Origin of the sequence: Legionella quateirensis (assembly GCF_001467955.1) — a bacterium.
Classification (GTDB): domain Bacteria; phylum Pseudomonadota; class Gammaproteobacteria; order Legionellales; family Legionellaceae; genus Legionella; species Legionella quateirensis.
In genome coordinates this window covers 159,962-179,490 of the sequence record NZ_LNYR01000012.1, presented here as the reverse complement: position 1 = coordinate 179,490, position 19,529 = coordinate 159,962, and the positions used below count along the sequence as shown (strand labels likewise).

Below are 19,529 nucleotides of genomic sequence, written 5' to 3'. Positions count from 1 at the left end.
GAAGGACATTTTAGCGAGATCTCGATACTATTTGACTTCGAGAGGATGGCATATAAAAAGTGAGTGGTGCTTAAAAACAAGCCGCCAGAGGCCAAAATCATAATTCTCAACAAACACTATACAGAAGCATTTCAACTTAAACTTAATGCTCAAGGCAAGAATAATCGGGTACGTGCACGATGAGCATGAATGCCAACATAACTAATTATTTTACTTCATAATAAGATCGGCATAGCATTCAGGTGCAGTCCTTTCATCTAATTCTAAATCTGACTTCATTCTGGGAGATTGTCGAACCCCTGCAAAAAAGCCTGCTATGCTACTCGAAAAATAGCTTTGAGGCAGATAAGGTTTCCCCGAATGAGAATAAGCAGGCTTTCCCTCCAGAACAGCTTGATTTAACAAAGCACCCGGTACAGCCTGTGCGACTCTATCCGCGGCAAAAGCTGCGTCATTACCATTGATATTAACTTTTAAAAAAACATCCTGATACTTTAGGGCATTAATGGATAATTCAGGCAACTTGATTTTAGAAACTATATTTTCAGGCATTATTATTTTAAATTGAGAACTTATTGCAGGATACTTGCTGTAAACCGAAAGAATTTTATCCAGATAAATATCAAAATCCTGAATACCGGGGTGAAGACCGAGACGAACATGCATAGTAGGAACCTGTTGAAGCTCTTGCAATAAACACTCAATAAATTGTTCATCAACACCCACCGGCTGTGTCGTACTGCTTATAAAAGCTAAAGGTTGCTGACTCGGAACCTGCAGCAGTTCTCTTATGGTATCAGTACTGGATGCTGCTGGACTTGCTATATAGGCATTATCAATACTCAAATGACCTGTAATATGTAACCTATTTTTATCCACCAGTTCAAAATCATCAAGAGCGGCTTTTAACGGTATAGCCCATTGTACATTTGCTTTATCTTTCAATACTGGAACATGTTGCCAGATACAATGTGCGTCTGATTTAAACATATATTCATAAGCCATAAGCACCGGCCTATCACTAATATAATCCGCTATCTGAAATGGCATAACATTATTTACTGAAGGCACACCCAGATAAACATAATCTAATTGGTGCTGTTCAATGAAATGAATGATGTTTGAACGATGTTCTTCTGAAGATAAACTTTCAGGATAAAGACCGGGTTCAAGGTTCAGAATCCCACTAAGAGTATATTTTTTAAGTAACGATGGAGACTCAAACTTATTCACACGTTCATCAGCTGTTTTTGTCAAAGAAACAAGTACTGTTTCACACGCACTCTTTTGTTCCATTGCCTTAATTGTTTTTAACGCTAAATCGGTATCGCCTACACTGCTAATAAAAAATGCAACTTTCATAAAAACCCTGATTAAGTCATATAAATCATATATCGCGTATTTTATCATCTTGCCTTTTTAAAAGGCAATTTATAATTAATATGTAATTTTTTACTTGTTCGTATGGATACTACTTGTACTAATGTATCTATAAGAATATTATCTCAACCCCGTCGATTTTCAATTAACGAATTTAATAATGAACCATTTATTAGCTTTCATTTTTGCAATCATCACTTTCTCTTGCTCAGCCAATACTATAACCAAACAGGACTACTCAACTTTATTAAAAAAATACAATGCCTGTTTTATTCTCTATAGCGTTACTGAAGCCAAAATAATCAGCGAATATAATCCTCATAACTATTGTAATGAGCGAATTTCACCAGATTCTACTTTTAAAATACCTTTGTCACTCATGGCATTTAATCAGGGTATTATTAATCAAAACACCACATTTAAATGGGATGGCATTAAACGAGATTTGCCAGACTGGAATCAGGATCTGACGCCTTATACCTGGCTTAAATATTCGTCTGTTTGGGTATCGCAGCTGCTTACTCCACAAATAGGCTATGCTCGTATAAAACATTATCTTGCCGGATTTGATTATGGCAATCAGGATTTTACAGGTGATCCAGGAAAAAATAATGGATTAACCTACGCCTGGTTGGGCAGTAGTCTAAAAATCTCTGGTTTTGAACAACTAAAATTCCTGAAGAGTATGCTTGGCAATGAGTTGCCAATCAGTAACCAAGCAGTTAATCATACTAAAAAGAATATGTACCTGGGCACATTAGATAATGGCGCTGCATATTATGGAAAAACAGGTTCTGGACGCCATGGACGTAATGAACGCTTATCAAATCCCAGTAAACTAAGAGATGGTTGGTTTGTTGGATTCATTGAACAGGGCAACCAACAGTACATTTTTGTAAGTAATCTGACTGATAAAGTACCTGCATCGACCGATAAGTCATATGGCGCAGTATCTTTATCACCTGCCGGTAGCCAGGTTTTAAAACCACTCACCTTAAAATTACTCAATACCTATTTTTCGAAATAGGTATTGACCTTATTGTTCGTAAAGCTCAATAGGTAGACTGTCCGGATCAACAATAAAGGTAAACGCTTTCATTGTAACTTCGTCAACACGTATAGGTTCTGCATGAATGTTCTGTTGTTTTAATTGTTCAACAGCGTCAATTACATTATCTACAGCAAAGGCCAGATGTCTTAATCCCGTAGCTTCTGGTCTGGTTGCACGCTTTGGTGGATTCGGGAATGAAAATAACTCTATGATGTATTCGCCATTTAGAGCAAGATCCAGTTTATAAGATTGCCTGTCTGCTCTAAATTGCTCTTTCATAATCGTTAAACCTAATACTTCGGTATAAAATTTTTTAGATTCCTCATAATTGGTGCAAATTATTGCTATATGATGTATACGATTCAGTTTTAATTTGCTTTTCATGTAATTCCAGAACCCTAAATTTTAAGACGAAACTTTCTTGACGTTTTTAAAACTTCTTTAAATCCCCTTTAACCATCTAGTTTCTATTATGAAAAAACAAAGTGACTATGGAGGACGACAGAGCTAAAATTGCCAGTAAATAAAATGCTGCCTCAAAGTGTCCGGTCAAAGAAATAGTAAAACCGGTGAGTGTTGGGGCTAAAAACCCGGCAATAGCAAAAACTGCATCCATAATACCTAAAGCAGTACCTGCTTTTTCTTTAACGAGATCTATGTTGACCGCATAATAAGACGCATTAGCACTCATGGCAAACCCTACTGCCAATGAAATAAAAATCATCGCGTACACGATGTCGTTTATTAATATGACTGGGATGATACAAACAGCCGAGAGCAATTGAGAAATAAATATCGGATAAGAACGGGACAGACGATAACTTCTGGTTCTTTTTAAAATAGTGTCTGATAAAACCCCTACTCCCCACATCATTAATGCAGCTAGCAACCAGGGTGCAATAGAATACAGACCAATTTGTTTTAAATTGAGATGATATACCTGATTTAAATAACTGGGTAACCAGGTCATAAAAAAGAACAAATAATATCCAAAAACAAAAAAAGCCCAGTTGTTAGCAAGCAATGTTTTATTAGTAAACAAGTAATACCAGGTAATTTTATTTTTATTATGATTCGATTCGCTAATTACTGTTTCTCTTAAATAGTTCAGCTCCATTTGATTCACATAGGGTGAATCCTCAGGTTTATCATGAAATAACCACCACCAAATCGGGATCCATACGAGTGCCAGAACAGTTAAAAAATAATAAGTCCCTCTCCAGGAGAACAAGAAAATCAACTGGGACACTATCGGGCCACCAACAGCGAGTGAGATGGGAACAGAGATTAAAGCCAGTGATAAAGCTCGATTTCGCTCGGACTCAGAGAGCCAGTCGCTTATCGCACGAGATAGGGCAGGAAAATTCGGTCCCTCCGCCAATCCCAATACCACTCGAGCCATAAATACCATTAAAAAACCGGTTGCCAGGCCCGTAAATAGTGAACCGACACCCCAAAAAAAGATGGCGATAATAAAAGTCAGTTTAGCGCCATATCGATCTGCGGCTATGCCTCCTAAAAAAGTGGTGACAGCATAACCCACTCCAAATGCACCAAGAACCAAACCAACCTGCCCTTCAGACAGCTGAAATTCTTTGGTAATGTCTTCAATTGCATACGCTATAGAAGCTCGATCAATATAATTTATGACCGTAACTATAAATAACAAAGCAACGATTACCCATCTGAAATTTGATCTGTTCTGACCCATTTTGTCATTCCCTGTTAAAAATTCCATGTTTTTGTCAAATAAATGCATCTACATAAATAGAATTTTGTGTATTTTGTGCCTCAACATCGACCGCTTCTTCATTTCTTACCGCATACTGTTCCAATTCTCTTCCATTGAGTCTCCTGCCGAAAAATGACACGGCACTTTTAAAGAGACTCTCTCCTGGCTTTCGATTTACCTGATAATTAATAATAGGAACGCCAATGGCAGATATTAACATCATGGCCATAATTAAATAAAAATACTGTTTATACCATTTCTCACCACTTTCATCGACTAACAAACCCAAAAAGATGGGCAACATAATTCCACCAAGAGCACCTATAGAGCCGAACAGTCCAAACATTGTAGAAGGATTAACCTTTTTGAGTGTTCCATCACTGGGAGCAGACCATGAAGGTGAAGAAGCAATACTCAATGGGGTAGTCATGTTAATTCCAAATCCCGTATTATTAATAGCCAGGCTGGTATATAACCCCCATCGCGGCAAATTACCTACGGCCAATGCAGTTGAACCAATAATGGCCATTCCGCATCCGAGTATATGAATTTTAACTCCTCCTGATTTACTATCCAGATATAAAATCATTTTCGAAGCAACAGGTCGAGCAAGTATGGTAATCAAATTTGCCAAAGAAGAGGTAACTATTGCTTCATCAGGGGTTAATCCAAACCCGTTAGCCAAGAGCCTGGGTAAAACTGTTCTCGAGACAAAGAAGCTTCCTAGTGAAGCAAATAAGGTAAATCCTAAAAGCAAAGAGCGCCTGTCAAATAACACAGTCAAATTTTCTCTCAACATATCCATTATTGAGACATCATCATAATTCGTTGTAAGAAACTCTTCCAATTGACCTGATTCAACAGCCAATTGTTTTGCTCTTTCATGTGGAAATTTAGTTCTGAACTGATGATAAGGTGATGGATTTCCAAAGATTAATTCGATTAATCCTCCAGCAAGGATCAGCCCGGAGTAAATTGAAAATGGAACATAATAACCAAATTGACTTAAAAAATAAGTCACTATAGGTGTAGTTACAGCTGTTGAGTCAACTAAAAACGAATAAAGCAATTGTAAATTGGGGACATAACTTTTTTTAGGTACCCACTTGAGCGTATCAATCATAAGCAGATTTACACCAGCACCATGGCCTATTAAAAAGCCGGACGCGAGCATAATTCCATAACGCCAATCAAAACCATTAACTGTAGTAATGTCAGTACAGGAAAATAAAATGGTCAGACTGGTCATCCCGGCCAAAGTAAGTGACATCAAAGCCATCGCTTCCTTTTTACCTCCATTTTTGTTCACTCGCCAGGTCATTGGAATATAAGTTAACAGATTGGAAATAATAGGTGTTATTATTAATAATCCACCCAAAGCTTGATTCAATTGCTTCATTCCCATAAGAGGTATAACGATAACGGATGTTGCACTTTTTGTTGAATAAGAGGCCAGAGTATCTATCACATAAGCCTGAGTAAAGGAGCCTGCTATGTTAACTACAGGATTACTACCAGATGTACTTACTGATGTACTACCCGTGTCACCAGTGCCAAGTTCAATATCAGTATGGTTATTTGCTGCGTTGGCTTCGTCTGCTGCTTTGCCGTTATTTGCGGAAGGACCATCAGTTTCATTAACATTATTTGAATCTTGTTCTGTTATTATCATGCCATTAACACTTATTTAAATTGAATTAAATCATATAATGCCAATAACTAATGAGCTGGCACTGCATCCCTGTATTTAAGATCAAACCGATCAAATCGTAATGTCACTAGTTCTGTTTCGACCTCCGCTTTAATCTTTATGAATTAGTCGTTTATTCTGTTTTTTAGATATATGAATTACTTTTTTAACTACAGTAATAACATCACCATCACTATTTTTAACTTCAATAATAAATTCGGGTTCAATTTTATTATTGTGTTCAATATCCAGTTTAAACTGTTCAATTTGTTCTTTAGTTAATTCAAATTTAGCAAAAACAGCACCTCTTGCTGGAACTTTATAACGTATAGAAGCAGATTTATCCCATACAATATAATTTTTTCCTAATAAATTCATTAGCATCAACATATAAAATGGATCAGTCATTGAATATAACGATCCGCCATAATGGGTACCCACATAATTTTTATTCCAAAATCGCAATTTCATTTGTACTTCGATGCAACTCATCTCCTTGTTAAAGCATTTAACGCTAATACCAGCCCCCCAAAATGGAGGCCAAAATCGCATTAATTTAAAAATAGTCGAAAGTTTCATGAGATAATCCAAAAGGGTCTGATTGTTTATTTTAGAATAATTTGTAATTCTATACAGCTTCTTACAGAATTATGCGCAACTCAAATCAATTGAGATACTATTTTTTAGGGAATCCGTTATTTGATCTGATTTAGTTTGAGCAAAAAAACCCAATCTGCCAGTTAAGTAATAATTAATACCTAAAGCAATGAGATACCCCATACCGAGCAGTGCAAGTGCCATCGCTGTTTCAGCCAATATCCAATGAGCATCACGATGAACCGTTAATGTCTTTTTTGCGCCGTTAATATCTGACAAACATTTTTTTCGATATCGTAGCAGAACGGATGGATTAAGATGATCCTCAAGATACTCTGTATTTCGAGTAATTGTTTTTACCAAATGCTGCATTACATCTGCTGCAGCAATACAATTTCTGTTACGTAAATCCTTCTCTTTATTTCTCATTATATTCAAGTGCTTTTTTATGAGGATAATCTGTGATTTAATTTTCTGTTCAAACTCATTTGAACAGGAAATTTCATATTGTGTTGCATCCTCATCTTTATAGCGTGCCCTATCAATTTTTGAAAACAGAGTAATTACCTCATCTATTGATGGTCTGTCTAAGGGGTGTTGTGCCAGCATACTACTCAGGCACCCTTTAATTTTGTTTTGATCTGCCTCATCAAGGTACAATTGAATTTCAGGAAGAGAAAACAACTGTTCATTGGTGGATTTGGTTTTTATATAATCATAATCTTTTGTACGATTGATGTAATAATTCTGATGATCATCACCCCATAAATAACTTAATACCCTGCCTGCTGAATAAATATCTGAGCTGGTTGTATATATAGGTTTATTCTCAAACGATTCTGGTGAACGATAGGCTCGAGTACCAAGCCTTCGAAAATCTTGTTGCTCCTGATCCAATGCAAAACCATAGTCAATCAAGATAACCTTGGGAGGATCTTGACTGAGATCAATCATTATATTTCCAGGCTTTATATCTCTATGTACCAGTTTGCGTTCCATAACTTGTGATTTGATTGCATTCAAGATGGCTAAGGATATTTCAAGACGTTTATCAATGGATAATCGGGGAATTGTATCACGAATTCTTGAGCGTTTTTGGGGATTTAATATACTTTCAAGTGTATAACCCTTTGCCTGCTCAATAATCAAATAACTCTTTTTACCACTAACATGCTCAGAAAAAATGGGATTCTTAACGCGTAAATGTCCTGCCTGAACCAGTTTCTCATATTCATTAAATACAGATTGCGTCTTATCTATATCACTATGATCCTGAATTTTAACCAGTTTAGCTCTTCCAGATTTAGCCTGTATCTGTCTTTCACCATATCGAATAAATGTAGCAATAATTGGATAAACTACTGCAAAACCGCCCTTGCCAAAAGGAGTTTTGCTGGTATCAAATATTGATAATTTATATCCGGACTTACCCTCTTTTCGCTGTCTCTTAATGAACGACTGGGTAAAATTGAACTTATATTGAATATTATTAAAGGTGTATTCATAATTTTGATTACTGTGCCACACCCCATCTGAGGCACTGCTCTGTAGAAAGGAATTTAGAACCAACTCATCATCACTACTTCCTGCATTCCAGTTATAAAATTTTTCTGGATTAATAGTAATTTGCATCATTGGAATCATAAATGGTCATTGAGATGAATGAGATCAAGAGTGTTTATAATACAGTAGCCCTGAATAATTGTTAAATTATTTGAACTCATCGATAAATTCTCATTCAATCTTTCATTAATTTATAGTATAAAATGAATTTTTTATATCAAGGAGAGAGTTGTGAGTAAACTGAATGCTGGTGGAATGGCGGCAATTGAAACTGAGCGCGCAAAACGAAGAGACGAAATAGCAACCTTAGTATCAAAACCTTTTGACTCAAGTAATGTAGAACAGCAAAATACATTGAAAAAATACATTAATGAGTTTGAATACAGCGCAAACCAAATGTATGTATATCAGGCCTTAAGCAATGGTTTAAAAGCTTGGGGAGCTTCATTTGTTGTCGCCAGATTTTTACCCATACCTGATTTTATTAATCCAATCCTGTCCGCTTGTCTATACTTTGGTGTTTCCGGTTTTATTCTTGAGCGATTCAGTATTTCTGATTTTTATAATCAATTAACCGAGATGAAACAACTGTATAACTGGTGTTTAAAAAATGGTAATGCACATTATGATGAACGCATTGATAATACTCAAAATCTTTTAAACCCGGATATACAAAAAATGATACAATTAATGGCGCCTTTATGTACAACCGAGTATATGATGGCCTGGCCTAAAGAAACAGAACGGGTTGAGGAAAGTCCGAGTTTAGTATCCAATGTCTTTTCATTCGGTTATACATTAGTAACCTCACCTTCTTCTTTTTTCCAAAAATCGCCACAGCCTAGCGGTGACCAGCAATTAAGGTTACATGATTTAAAAACAAGTGTTGAAACACGAAGATTAGATCTCAATGCCTATACTGGATTTAAGCAAGCAATTGATTACTTCATGACAAACCTGACCAATACTGATTACAAAGCATTGTTGTGGTCAAAATGGGAAGATTTAAAGAAGATGGCGCCTGCTCCTGTCACTGCCCTTCTTTCTTCTCCTAAAATGGATTAATAATGATACCAACCGGCCAGTTTTTAGGGTCGGTTGGTATAGTGATAATTTAATTGATGTAAGATAAAGGTTGAATAAAATGGCATGTATTTTTACCAATAAACCACTACTTGAGAATGAATACAAACGCTTATTTTTAGAAAAACTATCAACCCTGCCGAAATTAAAAGAGTGTTTATCGGCTCGCTATGACAAAAAGGAAATTACTGATACTGAATTAAAGGGGCTTTTTTCAAATAATCATAAAAAGATATTTGATTTTATTGGACGCAGTAATGAAAATCGACTTCGTCATTTTTTTGGACACTCAGCACAGAGTGATTTTCGCGACGCGCAAATAAGACTGATAGATCGATTAATACTTGACAGCATCCATTTTGAAATAATCAACATGCTGATGTTACAGTTCGCCAATGAATACACCGACAATCAAACAGAAATTGAGAAAGAGTGGCAAAACGAACTGGAAGATCATGCGAAACTTGGTTCGCTACCGAAAATAGTTATTATTCAAAATGCAATTAAATCAATTAAAAACAACGTATTTAAAGATCTGGTTTTCCCTGAAAACAAATCTGTCGCCCTTTTTCATTTGAAAGGCCAAAATGTCAGCCCTAATGAATACGTATTTATAAATTGGTTATCTCTATCAAATACCAAGTCACAAGTTAAAACAGATCACTCTATTTATGCCATTGTAGCTGCTGCTCTAATTGCATTATGCGCGTTTGCTTTTTTTATAGTTTCATGGAGTTTGAAGGGAGCCACGACTGCAGGAATTGGGGTAACTTTTGCGACATCACTAAATCCTGCTAGTTTTGTTGTCGGCCTGTTTATTGCACTGCTATTAAGCGGTTTGATAAGTTATGCTTGCTCTAAGTCGATAAAAGGTACGATTGATACTATTGATCCGTCACTATCCAGTCCAGAACAATTCCCAAATCGACCGTCTACCGAGTTTATAATCAGTAAATTACCCAAAAAAGAACAGAATGAGACATCGCATAATGAAACTCGAACAGATGGATTTAATGCATTATTTTCTAATACTAAAATGGTGTTAGAAGATGCTATTCATAGTGAAGGACTGGATACGAGACTAAATCCAAATCTATAAATGCTTCGCTCTACAATGTTTTTCATTAAATTCACTCACAGATACTTCTGTCAAATATGTGTTTTTGGAGAAAAAGCCCGTGGTTTCTGAAAAATTTCTTACCCCGGCGTTAGGTACAACTCTTGTTGATGATTGGTTATTTTCAGATGACGAGCTGCAGACCGCATTGACTGTTTGATCAGATGTCTCAAAAGACTGAGTTTTATTGTTAACACTACTGAGAACACACCAATCATAATCAATATTGCCAAGATCTATAAACGTTTGTTTAACATCTGCAACTGCCTTAACCATTACATATTTGTTGCCAGAATAAGTCCCTTCTGATTCCGCCTGTAACTCGCGCACTACTACTGGAGCACCGGTTTGTTTACAATATTTTGCTGCAAGTACCAGAGTTTGATGAGTTAATTCGTTCACTAACTTATCATCTATAGAACCTAGCAGGTTTTTAAACACTGACTGTACATCTTTAGAAATAGATTCCAAATTTGAAAAACAACGAATTAAATCTGCATTATGAACCAATTTAAATAATTGCTTAAATACTCCGATTTTGATTTTATCGACTTCGGTAAATGGCTCAGAAAATTGATTTTCCAATGGAACTGGACTCTTATAATCAAAACTACTCACAATCGCATCTACTAGTTTTGAATTATACCCCAACTTTAACGCAATTATTCTAAAAATTTCGTGCGAACGATGACTATAACCTGGATCACTTGACCAACCGGTTTCATTGGTTCTCCCGGATCGATATAAAAACAAAGCCAACTCGAGACAGCCCCTTTCCTCATCAGTAAGCATCAGGACTGGAGCTAAAACATCCGGAGCAAGTAGTTCTATTGTAATAAAGAGCATACTGTTTAGCACTGAATTAAGTAATTGAACCAAACGAATGCTGTGTGCAGTCCCATGATTTGGACGAAATACAAATTTATTCCAACGAATGTCATATTCCAGGGGCATATCCACGTAGGGTACTTCGATAATGTCTTCGGATAGAAGTTGAAATAATTTATATTTGATGAGCTCCGCATTGGGTAAGGTCCAATAGGCTATAAATTCGTTGAGTTTTCTATGAGAAATTAGAACGGGACGATTAAACTCCCCTGAGTTATGTAAACCATGAGGTAAGTCTATAAGCTCACGATCTGGCCCTATTAATATAAGGTCTGTAAGTTCATTACATTGGGTATCGGTTAAATCTAGATTCAACGGAACACCAACCTTCAAATGATCCAATCGAACAACAGATGAATAATTAAGTTCGTTTAGATATCGAGTCAAAATATGATTCAATGCGTCCAAATCTGTTATTTTTATATATTTTTGAAATTCATTTTGTATATTTAAAGCAACAATATTTGAATCTACTAAATCTAATTTAATCGTAAACATTCCATTTCCTTTTTCTCTGCCCAGAGCTAAAGACAGTATTTGGTTGGGTCTTGCTCAGAAATACTCAATTAGTACAAACTCATTCAAGAATCAAGATCTTGCTATATAACAGCGAGCATATTGTATCAAAAATGAGCTAAAAATTCCACTAAATAATATAAATGAATATAGATGAACCTTAATTCGTAGTGAATGCCAAAAACGAAGCGCTACCAGGCTCAGAAAATAAAAAACACTCTACTTCATCTTCTGCAGGTACAACATCCCTTTTAACCACATGCTTGCTCAAATCACGATCGCCCTTGATGAAGCTACCAAAAAACTTGGGACTATACTGAGATTCAACTTCTAGCGCTTCTTCATCAAGATCCTGTGTTGGTCCTTTAACAGCCATCACCGACAATTCATTAACAGTTTTTTCAAACTCATCACGAAGTTGATCCTCCATATTAAGATAGTTGGTAACAACCAAATGTTGAGCAATTTCAGTGGTTAATAATTTGGGAACGAACAAGCGTACTTGTAATGTATGCTGGTTTGGTACTTCACCACCAGAGGCTTTTAATTGCACTAAGGTTTCAAGAGCGCTTGGATTGTCATTGTCTACGATTCCATTTTGTTTTGATATATAGGCAATCTCATCAACTAAATGATGTGGAATTAAATATTGATAGAGAACCCCTTGTTTCCCAAAGCGTTCATCTGTAACCAGTTTATTAAACTTGGCGAACAACTCCTCTCTTAGTGCTTCCTGTCCAATCAATAAACCCATTTTGTCTAAAATAGTATTGATTAAATGTTTAAAATCCAGTTGAGTGACCGATGAATTATTATAAAAATAATCAACAGTAGATTCATCAGATGCATAATCTGCATTTTGCCATAGGCTCGGATTACAAGATAATAAATGCCATAAATTATATTCACTATTATCCAATGCTTTATCTTGAGACATAATATATTTGATGCGATCGATACTATCACAGGGTTTACCCGAGGGTTTTGATTTAATCCCACGTATCCAAACAATAGGATTGGGACCTTCAGTCAACTGTGTTAATTTCCTACAGAACAGATCCAACGCATAGCTAGCTTTGGTCGTTGAGTGATATACACTGACATGAGTGTCCAGATGTTGCTGTTCTAAATTAATGCATCGAGCTGTCGGTATCATATCAATACTTTTTCTATCCCATCCCTCAACGTAGTCAATATCCTGGCCTTGTTTATTATGCGCTTTAAGAACAAAGGAACCTGAAGTCTTATTAAATTGAGTATGATGCTCATGCTGAATCCATAATTGTGTCGGTGGTATAAAACCAGGATTACATTCTGGCTTCACACCTATCAACCGAAAAAGCACTAATTTAGGATAATTGGCTGATTCTACAGCCAATTTTCGATTTCCTGTAGTATTGAATGCTTTGGACTGTGCTCCACTGACAGTGGCTCCTGTCAGTTTACAAAGAGTTACAGCATATGACAAAAATTGATCAGAGATGGCACTGACTTTAACTTCAGGATCAAGCAACTTGCTTAATTCTTCTTCGATAGGTTTTTTTATCTCTTCATAATTCTCGAAACATCGAACCAAATCGCTTTCATGACTTAACTTCAATAGCTTGGTGAATAAATGTGCTTTCTCTCTGGTGTCTTCAATACTATGATTGTTTAGTTTATTTTTAATTGTAATTTCTTTATGATAATCAAAACAATTTGCCATAAGATCAACTAACACAGGATTAAATTCTAATTCCAAAGCAATTTGTTTAAATAGAGCTGCAGATCGAGGTCCATAAGTAAGATCGCCCTGCCATCCTGACTCATTTGTTCTACCCGAGCGAAATAAAAAAGCCGCTAACTGCAAACATGCGCTCTCTTCAGCAGAAAATGATTGAGCAAGGAAACTGTTCTTCTTATTTCCATTCAACCGAATACAGGTGAGATAATTAGTAGCTAATTCCATTTGCCTGATGGCGTGAGTTGTACCATGATTCGTATGAAAGGCTACATTAGCATGAAATTGTGAAAAATCGTTAGGTTCATCTACATAGGGATTTTCAATAAGATCTTTTGATAAGTGTTCATAAAGGGAAAATTTTAATTCTCTGGGAGATTCCCAGTATCTGTGGAATCGCTCAAGGCTCCCATAAGTAAATAGTACTGGTAATTTTTTACCTGTAGGCGAATGCTGTAGATCAGTTGGCAGTATCACTGCTTTTTTACTTCTACCAACAGATAATACATGATAAAAACTGTCTTCAAGCGATACAGAATCCAGCTTTAATTCATAGGTTTGATTCGATGCCAAATCCAGTTCTGGTGAATCAACTTTATTATCAGAAAACCATAATTGTAGATCAGAAATTAAGGTTGGAACATCCGTTTTCTTAATGTATTTTACAAAGTTATCATTAATGATTAATTTACAGAATACTGAAGTTGGATCACTCAAGGAGAATTTTATCATAATAATATTTATACACCTAGATTAAATAAAGAACAATCCGTGAGATTATATCAAAATATTATTAAGTATTTCTTAACAACTGTAATTAAGTAAGATTTGAGCGGTAAAGCTGCTACGTAAATAAAATCCTCGTGGCAAAGTCTTCACTTTATTTCCTTCTGCATCATAACAAAAACATAAAGACTTACCGTGTGCTGCTTTTGGTCTGACTTGCAAATAATTTCCAACTGCTGCATTAATGAGTTCTAGATCTCCAGTACTGATTTGCAAAGTCAAATAATCCCAATCGGCTGACAAAACAGCCTCCTCCTGCTCATTTGGTGACCATAAAAATCCTTTCCCTATTCGACGGTGTTCAAATGGAATGTCTTTGTCTCCTTCAATGGGGATCCATAACACTCGCTTCAGCTTGGCATAACACTGTGATGACTTCCAGTTTTGGTGATTAATCGTCAATAATGGGATGGACGTAACAAAAGTTGATTCTGCCGGCTTCCCTGATTTCGCTATGGGCAGAGTCTTAAGCTCGATACTCAGTTGCTGGAAATCAGGTTCTGATTTATTGTTGGCATCAGTTCCCAAGGCAAGCTCAAGAGCCATACCAACCCACCCTTTTCTGTGAACTGGATTAGAGGGTATCGCTAATTTTAAAACCATACTTAACTGAGCAAAACTTAATCCTTGAAGACGGTTACTTCGTACGAGTAACTCCTCCTCAGTCTTGGGTGGTTTGATTTTTGGGGTAGAAATCTGCATGTCCTTCTTTAAACTCCACAGTAATCGGTTCGATCGGTGGCTTGATCCCTGCTGCTTTGAACTGTGCTGTAATAGCAAACAAAACCTTGGAGCGTATTTCAACACGATTATGTGCCTGAACATTGATGAAGTAGCGTGCCTCAAACTCAATTAATGCCGTATCAATTTTCTTTAAAAAAACCTGTGCGGGGGGATCACCTACTATTTCAGGAATGATGGCAAGAACATCAAGAATCAATTGTTGAATCATGACCGGATCATCGGCTCTACTGACTTTAATTGGAATTACTGTTCTGACGATTCCATCCTGGTGAGTCCAGTTAGTAAAGGGCTTATTAAATGTTTCCGCATTGGGTATTAATACTTGTGTATTATCCCAGGATGACACGCGCATTGAGCGGATGCCAATGTGAGCAACCTGACCTTCGTATTCACCTATGGTAATTAAATCGCCTTCCCTTACAGGACGCTCAATAAGTAGCATAATTCCACCCACTATGTTTGAGGCGAAATCACGTAAACCAAATCCCATACCTACTGCCAAGCCCCCCAAAATCATGGACATACCACTAAAATCCAGACCCAGAACATGCAAGGTGATAAAACTGCCTAGCAAGATGACAGCGTATTGGGTAAAAACAGATAAACTATTCCGTATCCCCACATCCTTGGCGTTTTTGAAAAGCCAGCGATAGCAAAACTCGCGTGTCCACTTTGCAGCCCAAACAAAAATTGCCAAGAGAATGAAAAACTCTATAACGCTGAACACAGTAATATGTATTCCAGTGAAATTAACAATACTGTACTGTGCCAACTTTTCAATGCTAATAATAACCAATGAGTCAGAATGCCAGCCAAACAACTGAAATAAAACAAGAACACTCAATAAAAATAATACAATACGAAGAATTCCATCAAGCGGCTTGAGAAAGACCTCAATCCACAACCAACCGTTTGTTAATGACGAAATCATCCATTCAGATAAAAGCTCCAAAGCATCGAATACTAATCCTCTGGCAAGAATGTACCCTACAAGCACAGTAAGAATGTAAGCCTGATAACGACTCATAGTCCATGCTAAATTTACAAACCCCAATAAACCAATAATCGCCGTTGTAAATAAAGTGATGGGAACCAGAATAACTAAAAGTGAAATAGCATTTTTAAAATACCTTTTTTTACCTTTTAACAAAGGTCGTAGCAAATAAGGAATAACATCCTTGCTTTTCCATGCGACCAAAGACACCGCAAGAATAAACAACATGAATAATCGGTTAAAAATATCCTGAAGCAATAAATTCAATGGAAGTATGTGGCTGAATACCATCAACGCAGTAGTCCACCCACCGAACAGTAACAACCATTTAAGCCGATAATACAGTTTTACATCTTTCCCGGAAGAATCAGAAATTCGCTCTAATAAGACTAACCGTGCAATTAAAATTAACATCCGAAAGGTAAACCAGACTGTAATCAAATTAAATAACAGTTGATAATTGGAGAACGAAATATTGGTAATATAAAGTACAACCCACAGCATAGTAAAGATACAGAGATAGGGCACATTTCTTTGTACCAGGGTCAAAGCACCATCATAGAGATAACCTGTTAATCGGGATCGTTCTTTATCACTTCTCAGCGTTTTCAAAAATCGGTTTAAAATATAAAAAATACCAATGATTAAACCCAGTGCCGTCCATAAAATGGCTAGCGGTAAAGAGTCCAGCCACGTATAACTGTCATAAACCTTCAATGTTAAGGTTTTAAGGTATTTATAAAATAAATTAGGCATATCAATCAGCTTATGCAGTATTATAGGCCAGCTATTAATATTGTATTCTGCAAGGGATTGGCGCGATGAAATCTGTTTTTTAAGTTGATTTTGATAGTCATCCAGACTTTTAATCAATTGGATTTTTTGGGCTTCCGCATCCTTAATTTGTTCTTTAATATCAAGTTGCAATGAATTAAGTGATTTCTTCAGTTCCGGTTTTATTGAGAGACTTGCTTCTGTATTTAGCGTTTCTAATATCTGTTGTAACGATTTTTCTATGGTTGCGTATTGATTAATGGATTCTCTATAAGTATCTGTCACAAACTGCAGTGTTTTGGTATCCGAATTGTTTAATAATAATATTCTGGCTTTAACTACTTTTTTCTGAACCGATAATGCATCCAGATATTGATGAATTATTGCAATATGTTGATTATTAATAAATAAACGTGTTTCATGATCAATTTGTTCATCCGCATTGCGTTCCGGTTGCATACCACGCTGTTTAAATACATTATTTTGGTATAATAAGCCAAGCTCCTGATTCAACTCTGTTCTCAAGGTCTTGAAGTGTACTAATTTTTGTTCAAGCTCAAAATTAGATTTCCAGAGTTTTAATTTCTTAATTTCATCGGCTAACACGATTTGAAACTGTTTTGCCAAATCGAGATTCTCGTTGATCAACTCTATAGTTTTTTTATTTACTGTCAGTAAAGTTTCCACTTTACCAACCCGTTCCTGAACAGTTACTTCTCCATTAGCAATGGGTAACTGCTGTAGATGTTTTAAACGTTGATTTAGATAAATTTGTTGTTTGTTCTGGTTTTCAAGAAATCCTTCAAGGCTTTGAATTTTAGCATTGGTCATGGTCAGCAAAGCAGATGTCTGCTGCATTTTAGTGTTGTACTGCTGCTCATCCTGAGGCGCAGTCTGTTGCTTGGCATCATTTATGGATATGGTTAAATGTGTTTTTTCCTGAGCTAAATACTCCACAAGAGTGGCATTGATTTGTTTATCGGGTAAGGTAACGGGTTTTGACGACGGCGCAGAGCTTATCTGCCCACTCAGCCCCAGGCACAGCATGAAAAAAAATAAAGGCATACACCACCAGCTCTTCAAGCTGGAGGTGTATCGAAACAACTTATTTTGTCGTAGTTGTAGGTGCAAGTCGTATTCCCAGTTCATTCAGTTGCGCATTACCTGTAGGAGATGGCGCACTCGTTAAAGGACAGGATGCTGTTTGCGTTTTTGGAAATGCAATGACATCCCTGATGGATGCAGAGTCAGTAAGCAACATGGCTAATCTGTCAATTCCTAAAGCAATTCCACCATGTGGCGGAGCACCAAATTGCAACGCATCTAACAAGAAACCAAATTTCTCTTGAGCCTCATGTTCATCAATGCCCAGCAGATCAAATACTGTCTGTTGTAATAAAGGCTGATGAATTCGAATAGATCCGCCACCAATTTCATAACCATTGATTACGATATCATATGCTTTGGCTAAAGTGTTTGTTGGGTTCGCACGAAGCTCTTCTGGTGATAAATCCTGTGGTGAAGTAAAGGGATGGTGCATGGATTGTAACCGATTGTTCTGATGATCCATCTCAAACATAGGCCAGTCAACTACCCACAATAACTTCCAATCAGCACTCAACAAAGTTCGATCATGTCCGAGCTTCACTCGCAAAGCACCCATCGATTCATTCACTATATGAGTCTTATCAGCACCAAAGAAGATAACATCACCGGTCTGGGCACCTACTCTTTTAAGAATAGATCCAACAGCTTCTTCGGAGAGGAACTTTAATATGGGTGACTGCAGTCCAGCCATTCCATCTTCCAGATTATTTACTTTAATGTAGGCAAGACCTTTAGCTCCATAGATACCTACAAATTGTCCATAGCCATCCAGGTCCTTACGACTCAGGTCACAGCCATTTGGAAGTTTTAAAGCAACAACTCGTCCATCACTGGAATTTGCAGCAGTTGAAAATACGTTAAAATCACAATCTTTTACTAAGTCAGCAACATCAATCAATTCCAGAGGGTTACGCAAGTCAGGTTTATCACTACCAAAGCGTTGCATTGCCTCAGCATAAGACATTCTGGGTAATTTCTCTGGTAACTCTATATTTAGGATGTTCTTGAATACAACTTTTAATAGGCCTTCAATCAATTTCAAAATATCTTCTTCATCGATAAATGCCATCTCAATATCAAGCTGAGTAAATTCAGGCTGCCGGTCAGCGCGTAAATCTTCATCGCGGAAACAACGGACTATTTGATAATATTTATCAAAACCGGACATCATCAATAATTGTTTGAACAATTGAGGAGATTGAGGCAATGCATAAAACTGTCCGGGATGAACACGTGATGGAACCAGATAATCACGGGCACCCTCAGGAGTGGCTTTAGTTAACATGGGCGTTTCAATATCAAGAAAATCTTGTTGATTCAGATAGTTACGTATGCAACTGGTTAACTTATGTCGTAACATGAGTTTATTCTGCATTGAAGTACGGCGTAAGTCGATATATCGATATTTATAGCGCAAATCTTCATTAACAATTTGGTGATCATCGGGTAAAAATGGTGGGGTTGGCGACTGATTCAGGATCTCCAGCCTGGTTCCGATTACCTCAACTTGCCCTGTAGCCATTTTATCGTTCACCATTCCTTCTGGTCGATTACGAACGATACCTGTAACACGAACGACAAATTCAGATCTCAATTTTTCGGCAATAGAAAATGTATCCTGGTTCTCAGGCTCATAAACCACCTGGAGCAAACCGGAGCGATCACGAACATCAAGGAAAACAACTCCGCCATGATCACGTCTATGATGTACCCACCCACATACAGTGACTTCTTGATTTAAACATGATTCATTCACAGTTGAACAGTAGTGTGTACGCATAAAACCA

The 19,529-nt window shown here is 36.8% G+C and carries 14 protein-coding genes; 3 read left to right on the top strand and 11 right to left on the bottom strand.

Annotation, left to right across the window (positions count from 1 at the left end):
* Window positions 1–210 precede the first annotated feature (210 nt).
* Window positions 211–1,362 carry a hypothetical protein gene (locus Lqua_RS05440; RefSeq protein WP_058473273.1) on the bottom strand — a complete coding sequence of 384 codons (1,152 nt, stop codon included), beginning with the start codon at window positions 1,360–1,362 and terminating at the stop codon, window positions 211–213.
* Window positions 1,363–1,540: 178 nt separating this feature from the next.
* Between Lqua_RS05440 and Lqua_RS05435 the strand changes: the two genes are divergently transcribed.
* A complete protein-coding gene (locus Lqua_RS05435; protein WP_058473272.1) occupies window positions 1,541–2,407 on the top strand; it encodes a penicillin-binding transpeptidase domain-containing protein in 867 nt (288 codons plus the stop codon).
* Between the two features lie 9 nt (window positions 2,408–2,416).
* Here the strand turns inward: Lqua_RS05435 and gloA2 are convergent, their stop codons facing one another.
* From gloA2 to legK1, 5 genes are all read right to left on the bottom strand, one after another.
* Window positions 2,417–2,815, bottom strand: coding sequence for an SMU1112c/YaeR family gloxylase I-like metalloprotein (gene gloA2 / locus Lqua_RS05430; protein ID WP_058473271.1), 399 nt, complete (start codon window positions 2,813–2,815; stop codon window positions 2,417–2,419).
* A gap of 76 nt (window positions 2,816–2,891) precedes the next feature.
* Complete coding sequence (locus Lqua_RS05425) at window positions 2,892–4,142, bottom strand: MFS transporter (protein WP_065240155.1); 1,251 nt, start codon at window positions 4,140–4,142, stop codon at window positions 2,892–2,894.
* A gap of 34 nt (window positions 4,143–4,176) precedes the next feature.
* Window positions 4,177–5,835 (bottom strand): MFS transporter, encoded by a 1,659-nt coding sequence (locus tag Lqua_RS05420; RefSeq protein ID WP_058473269.1) that lies wholly within the window; start codon window positions 5,833–5,835, stop codon window positions 4,177–4,179.
* 129 nt (window positions 5,836–5,964) lie between these two features.
* Window positions 5,965–6,432 (bottom strand): DUF4442 domain-containing protein, encoded by a 468-nt coding sequence (locus Lqua_RS05415; RefSeq protein WP_058473268.1) that lies wholly within the window; start codon window positions 6,430–6,432, stop codon window positions 5,965–5,967.
* A gap of 69 nt (window positions 6,433–6,501) precedes the next feature.
* Window positions 6,502–8,085 (bottom strand): Dot/Icm T4SS effector kinase LegK1, encoded by a 1,584-nt coding sequence (gene legK1 / locus Lqua_RS05410; protein ID WP_065240154.1) that lies wholly within the window; start codon window positions 8,083–8,085, stop codon window positions 6,502–6,504.
* Window positions 8,086–8,244: 159 nt separating this feature from the next.
* Between legK1 and Lqua_RS05405 the strand changes: the two genes are divergently transcribed.
* A complete protein-coding gene (locus Lqua_RS05405; RefSeq protein ID WP_058473266.1) occupies window positions 8,245–9,078 on the top strand; it encodes a hypothetical protein in 834 nt (277 codons plus the stop codon).
* A gap of 79 nt (window positions 9,079–9,157) precedes the next feature.
* Window positions 9,158–10,195, top strand: a complete 1,038-nt coding sequence (locus Lqua_RS05400; protein WP_058473265.1) for a hypothetical protein — start codon at window positions 9,158–9,160, stop codon at window positions 10,193–10,195.
* Here Lqua_RS05400 and Lqua_RS05395 read toward each other — a convergent pair.
* The 5 genes from Lqua_RS05395 to aspS form a co-directional block, all read right to left on the bottom strand.
* Window positions 10,190–11,599: a SidE phosphodiesterase domain-containing protein gene (locus tag Lqua_RS05395; protein ID WP_058473264.1), complete on the bottom strand. Its 1,410-nt coding sequence runs from the start codon at window positions 11,597–11,599 to the stop codon at window positions 10,190–10,192. The two genes, Lqua_RS05400 and Lqua_RS05395, sit on opposite strands and share 6 nt — an antisense overlap.
* A 178-nt stretch (window positions 11,600–11,777) precedes the next feature.
* Window positions 11,778–14,069: a SidE phosphodiesterase domain-containing protein gene (locus Lqua_RS05390; protein WP_058473263.1), complete on the bottom strand. Its 2,292-nt coding sequence runs from the start codon at window positions 14,067–14,069 to the stop codon at window positions 11,778–11,780.
* Window positions 14,070–14,141: 72 nt separating this feature from the next.
* Window positions 14,142–14,825 (bottom strand): DNA mismatch repair endonuclease MutH, encoded by a 684-nt coding sequence (mutH, locus tag Lqua_RS05385; RefSeq protein WP_058473262.1) that lies wholly within the window; start codon window positions 14,823–14,825, stop codon window positions 14,142–14,144.
* A complete protein-coding gene (locus Lqua_RS05380) occupies window positions 14,785–17,766 on the bottom strand; it encodes a mechanosensitive ion channel domain-containing protein (RefSeq protein WP_238585536.1) in 2,982 nt (993 codons plus the stop codon). Before Lqua_RS05380 ends, mutH begins: the two co-directional genes overlap by 41 nt.
* Window positions 17,741–19,522 carry an aspartate--tRNA ligase gene (gene aspS, locus Lqua_RS05375; protein ID WP_058473260.1) on the bottom strand — a complete coding sequence of 594 codons (1,782 nt, stop codon included), beginning with the start codon at window positions 19,520–19,522 and terminating at the stop codon, window positions 17,741–17,743. Before aspS ends, Lqua_RS05380 begins: the two co-directional genes overlap by 26 nt.
* Window positions 19,523–19,529 lie beyond the last annotated feature (7 nt).

Coding starts and splice junctions, on each gene's coding strand:
- Lqua_RS05415 (WP_058473268.1), bottom strand. CDS start 6,432: ATGAAACTTTCGACTATTTTTAAATTAATGCGATTTTGGCCTCCATTT.
- legK1 (WP_065240154.1), bottom strand. CDS start 8,085: ATGATGCAAATTACTATTAATCCAGAAAAATTTTATAACTGGAATGCA.
- Lqua_RS05395 (WP_058473264.1), bottom strand. CDS start 11,599: ATGTTTACGATTAAATTAGATTTAGTAGATTCAAATATTGTTGCTTTA.
- Lqua_RS05440 (WP_058473273.1), bottom strand. CDS start 1,362: ATGAAAGTTGCATTTTTTATTAGCAGTGTAGGCGATACCGATTTAGCG.
- gloA2 (WP_058473271.1), bottom strand. CDS start 2,815: ATGAAAAGCAAATTAAAACTGAATCGTATACATCATATAGCAATAATT.
- aspS (WP_058473260.1), bottom strand. CDS start 19,522: ATGCGTACACACTACTGTTCAACTGTGAATGAATCATGTTTAAATCAA.
- Lqua_RS05420 (WP_058473269.1), bottom strand. CDS start 5,835: ATGATAATAACAGAACAAGATTCAAATAATGTTAATGAAACTGATGGT.
- Lqua_RS05435 (WP_058473272.1), top strand. CDS start 1,541: ATGAACCATTTATTAGCTTTCATTTTTGCAATCATCACTTTCTCTTGC.
- mutH (WP_058473262.1), bottom strand. CDS start 14,825: ATGCAGATTTCTACCCCAAAAATCAAACCACCCAAGACTGAGGAGGAG.
- Lqua_RS05400 (WP_058473265.1), top strand. CDS start 9,158: ATGGCATGTATTTTTACCAATAAACCACTACTTGAGAATGAATACAAA.
- Lqua_RS05390 (WP_058473263.1), bottom strand. CDS start 14,069: ATGATAAAATTCTCCTTGAGTGATCCAACTTCAGTATTCTGTAAATTA.
- Lqua_RS05425 (WP_065240155.1), bottom strand. CDS start 4,142: ATGGGTCAGAACAGATCAAATTTCAGATGGGTAATCGTTGCTTTGTTA.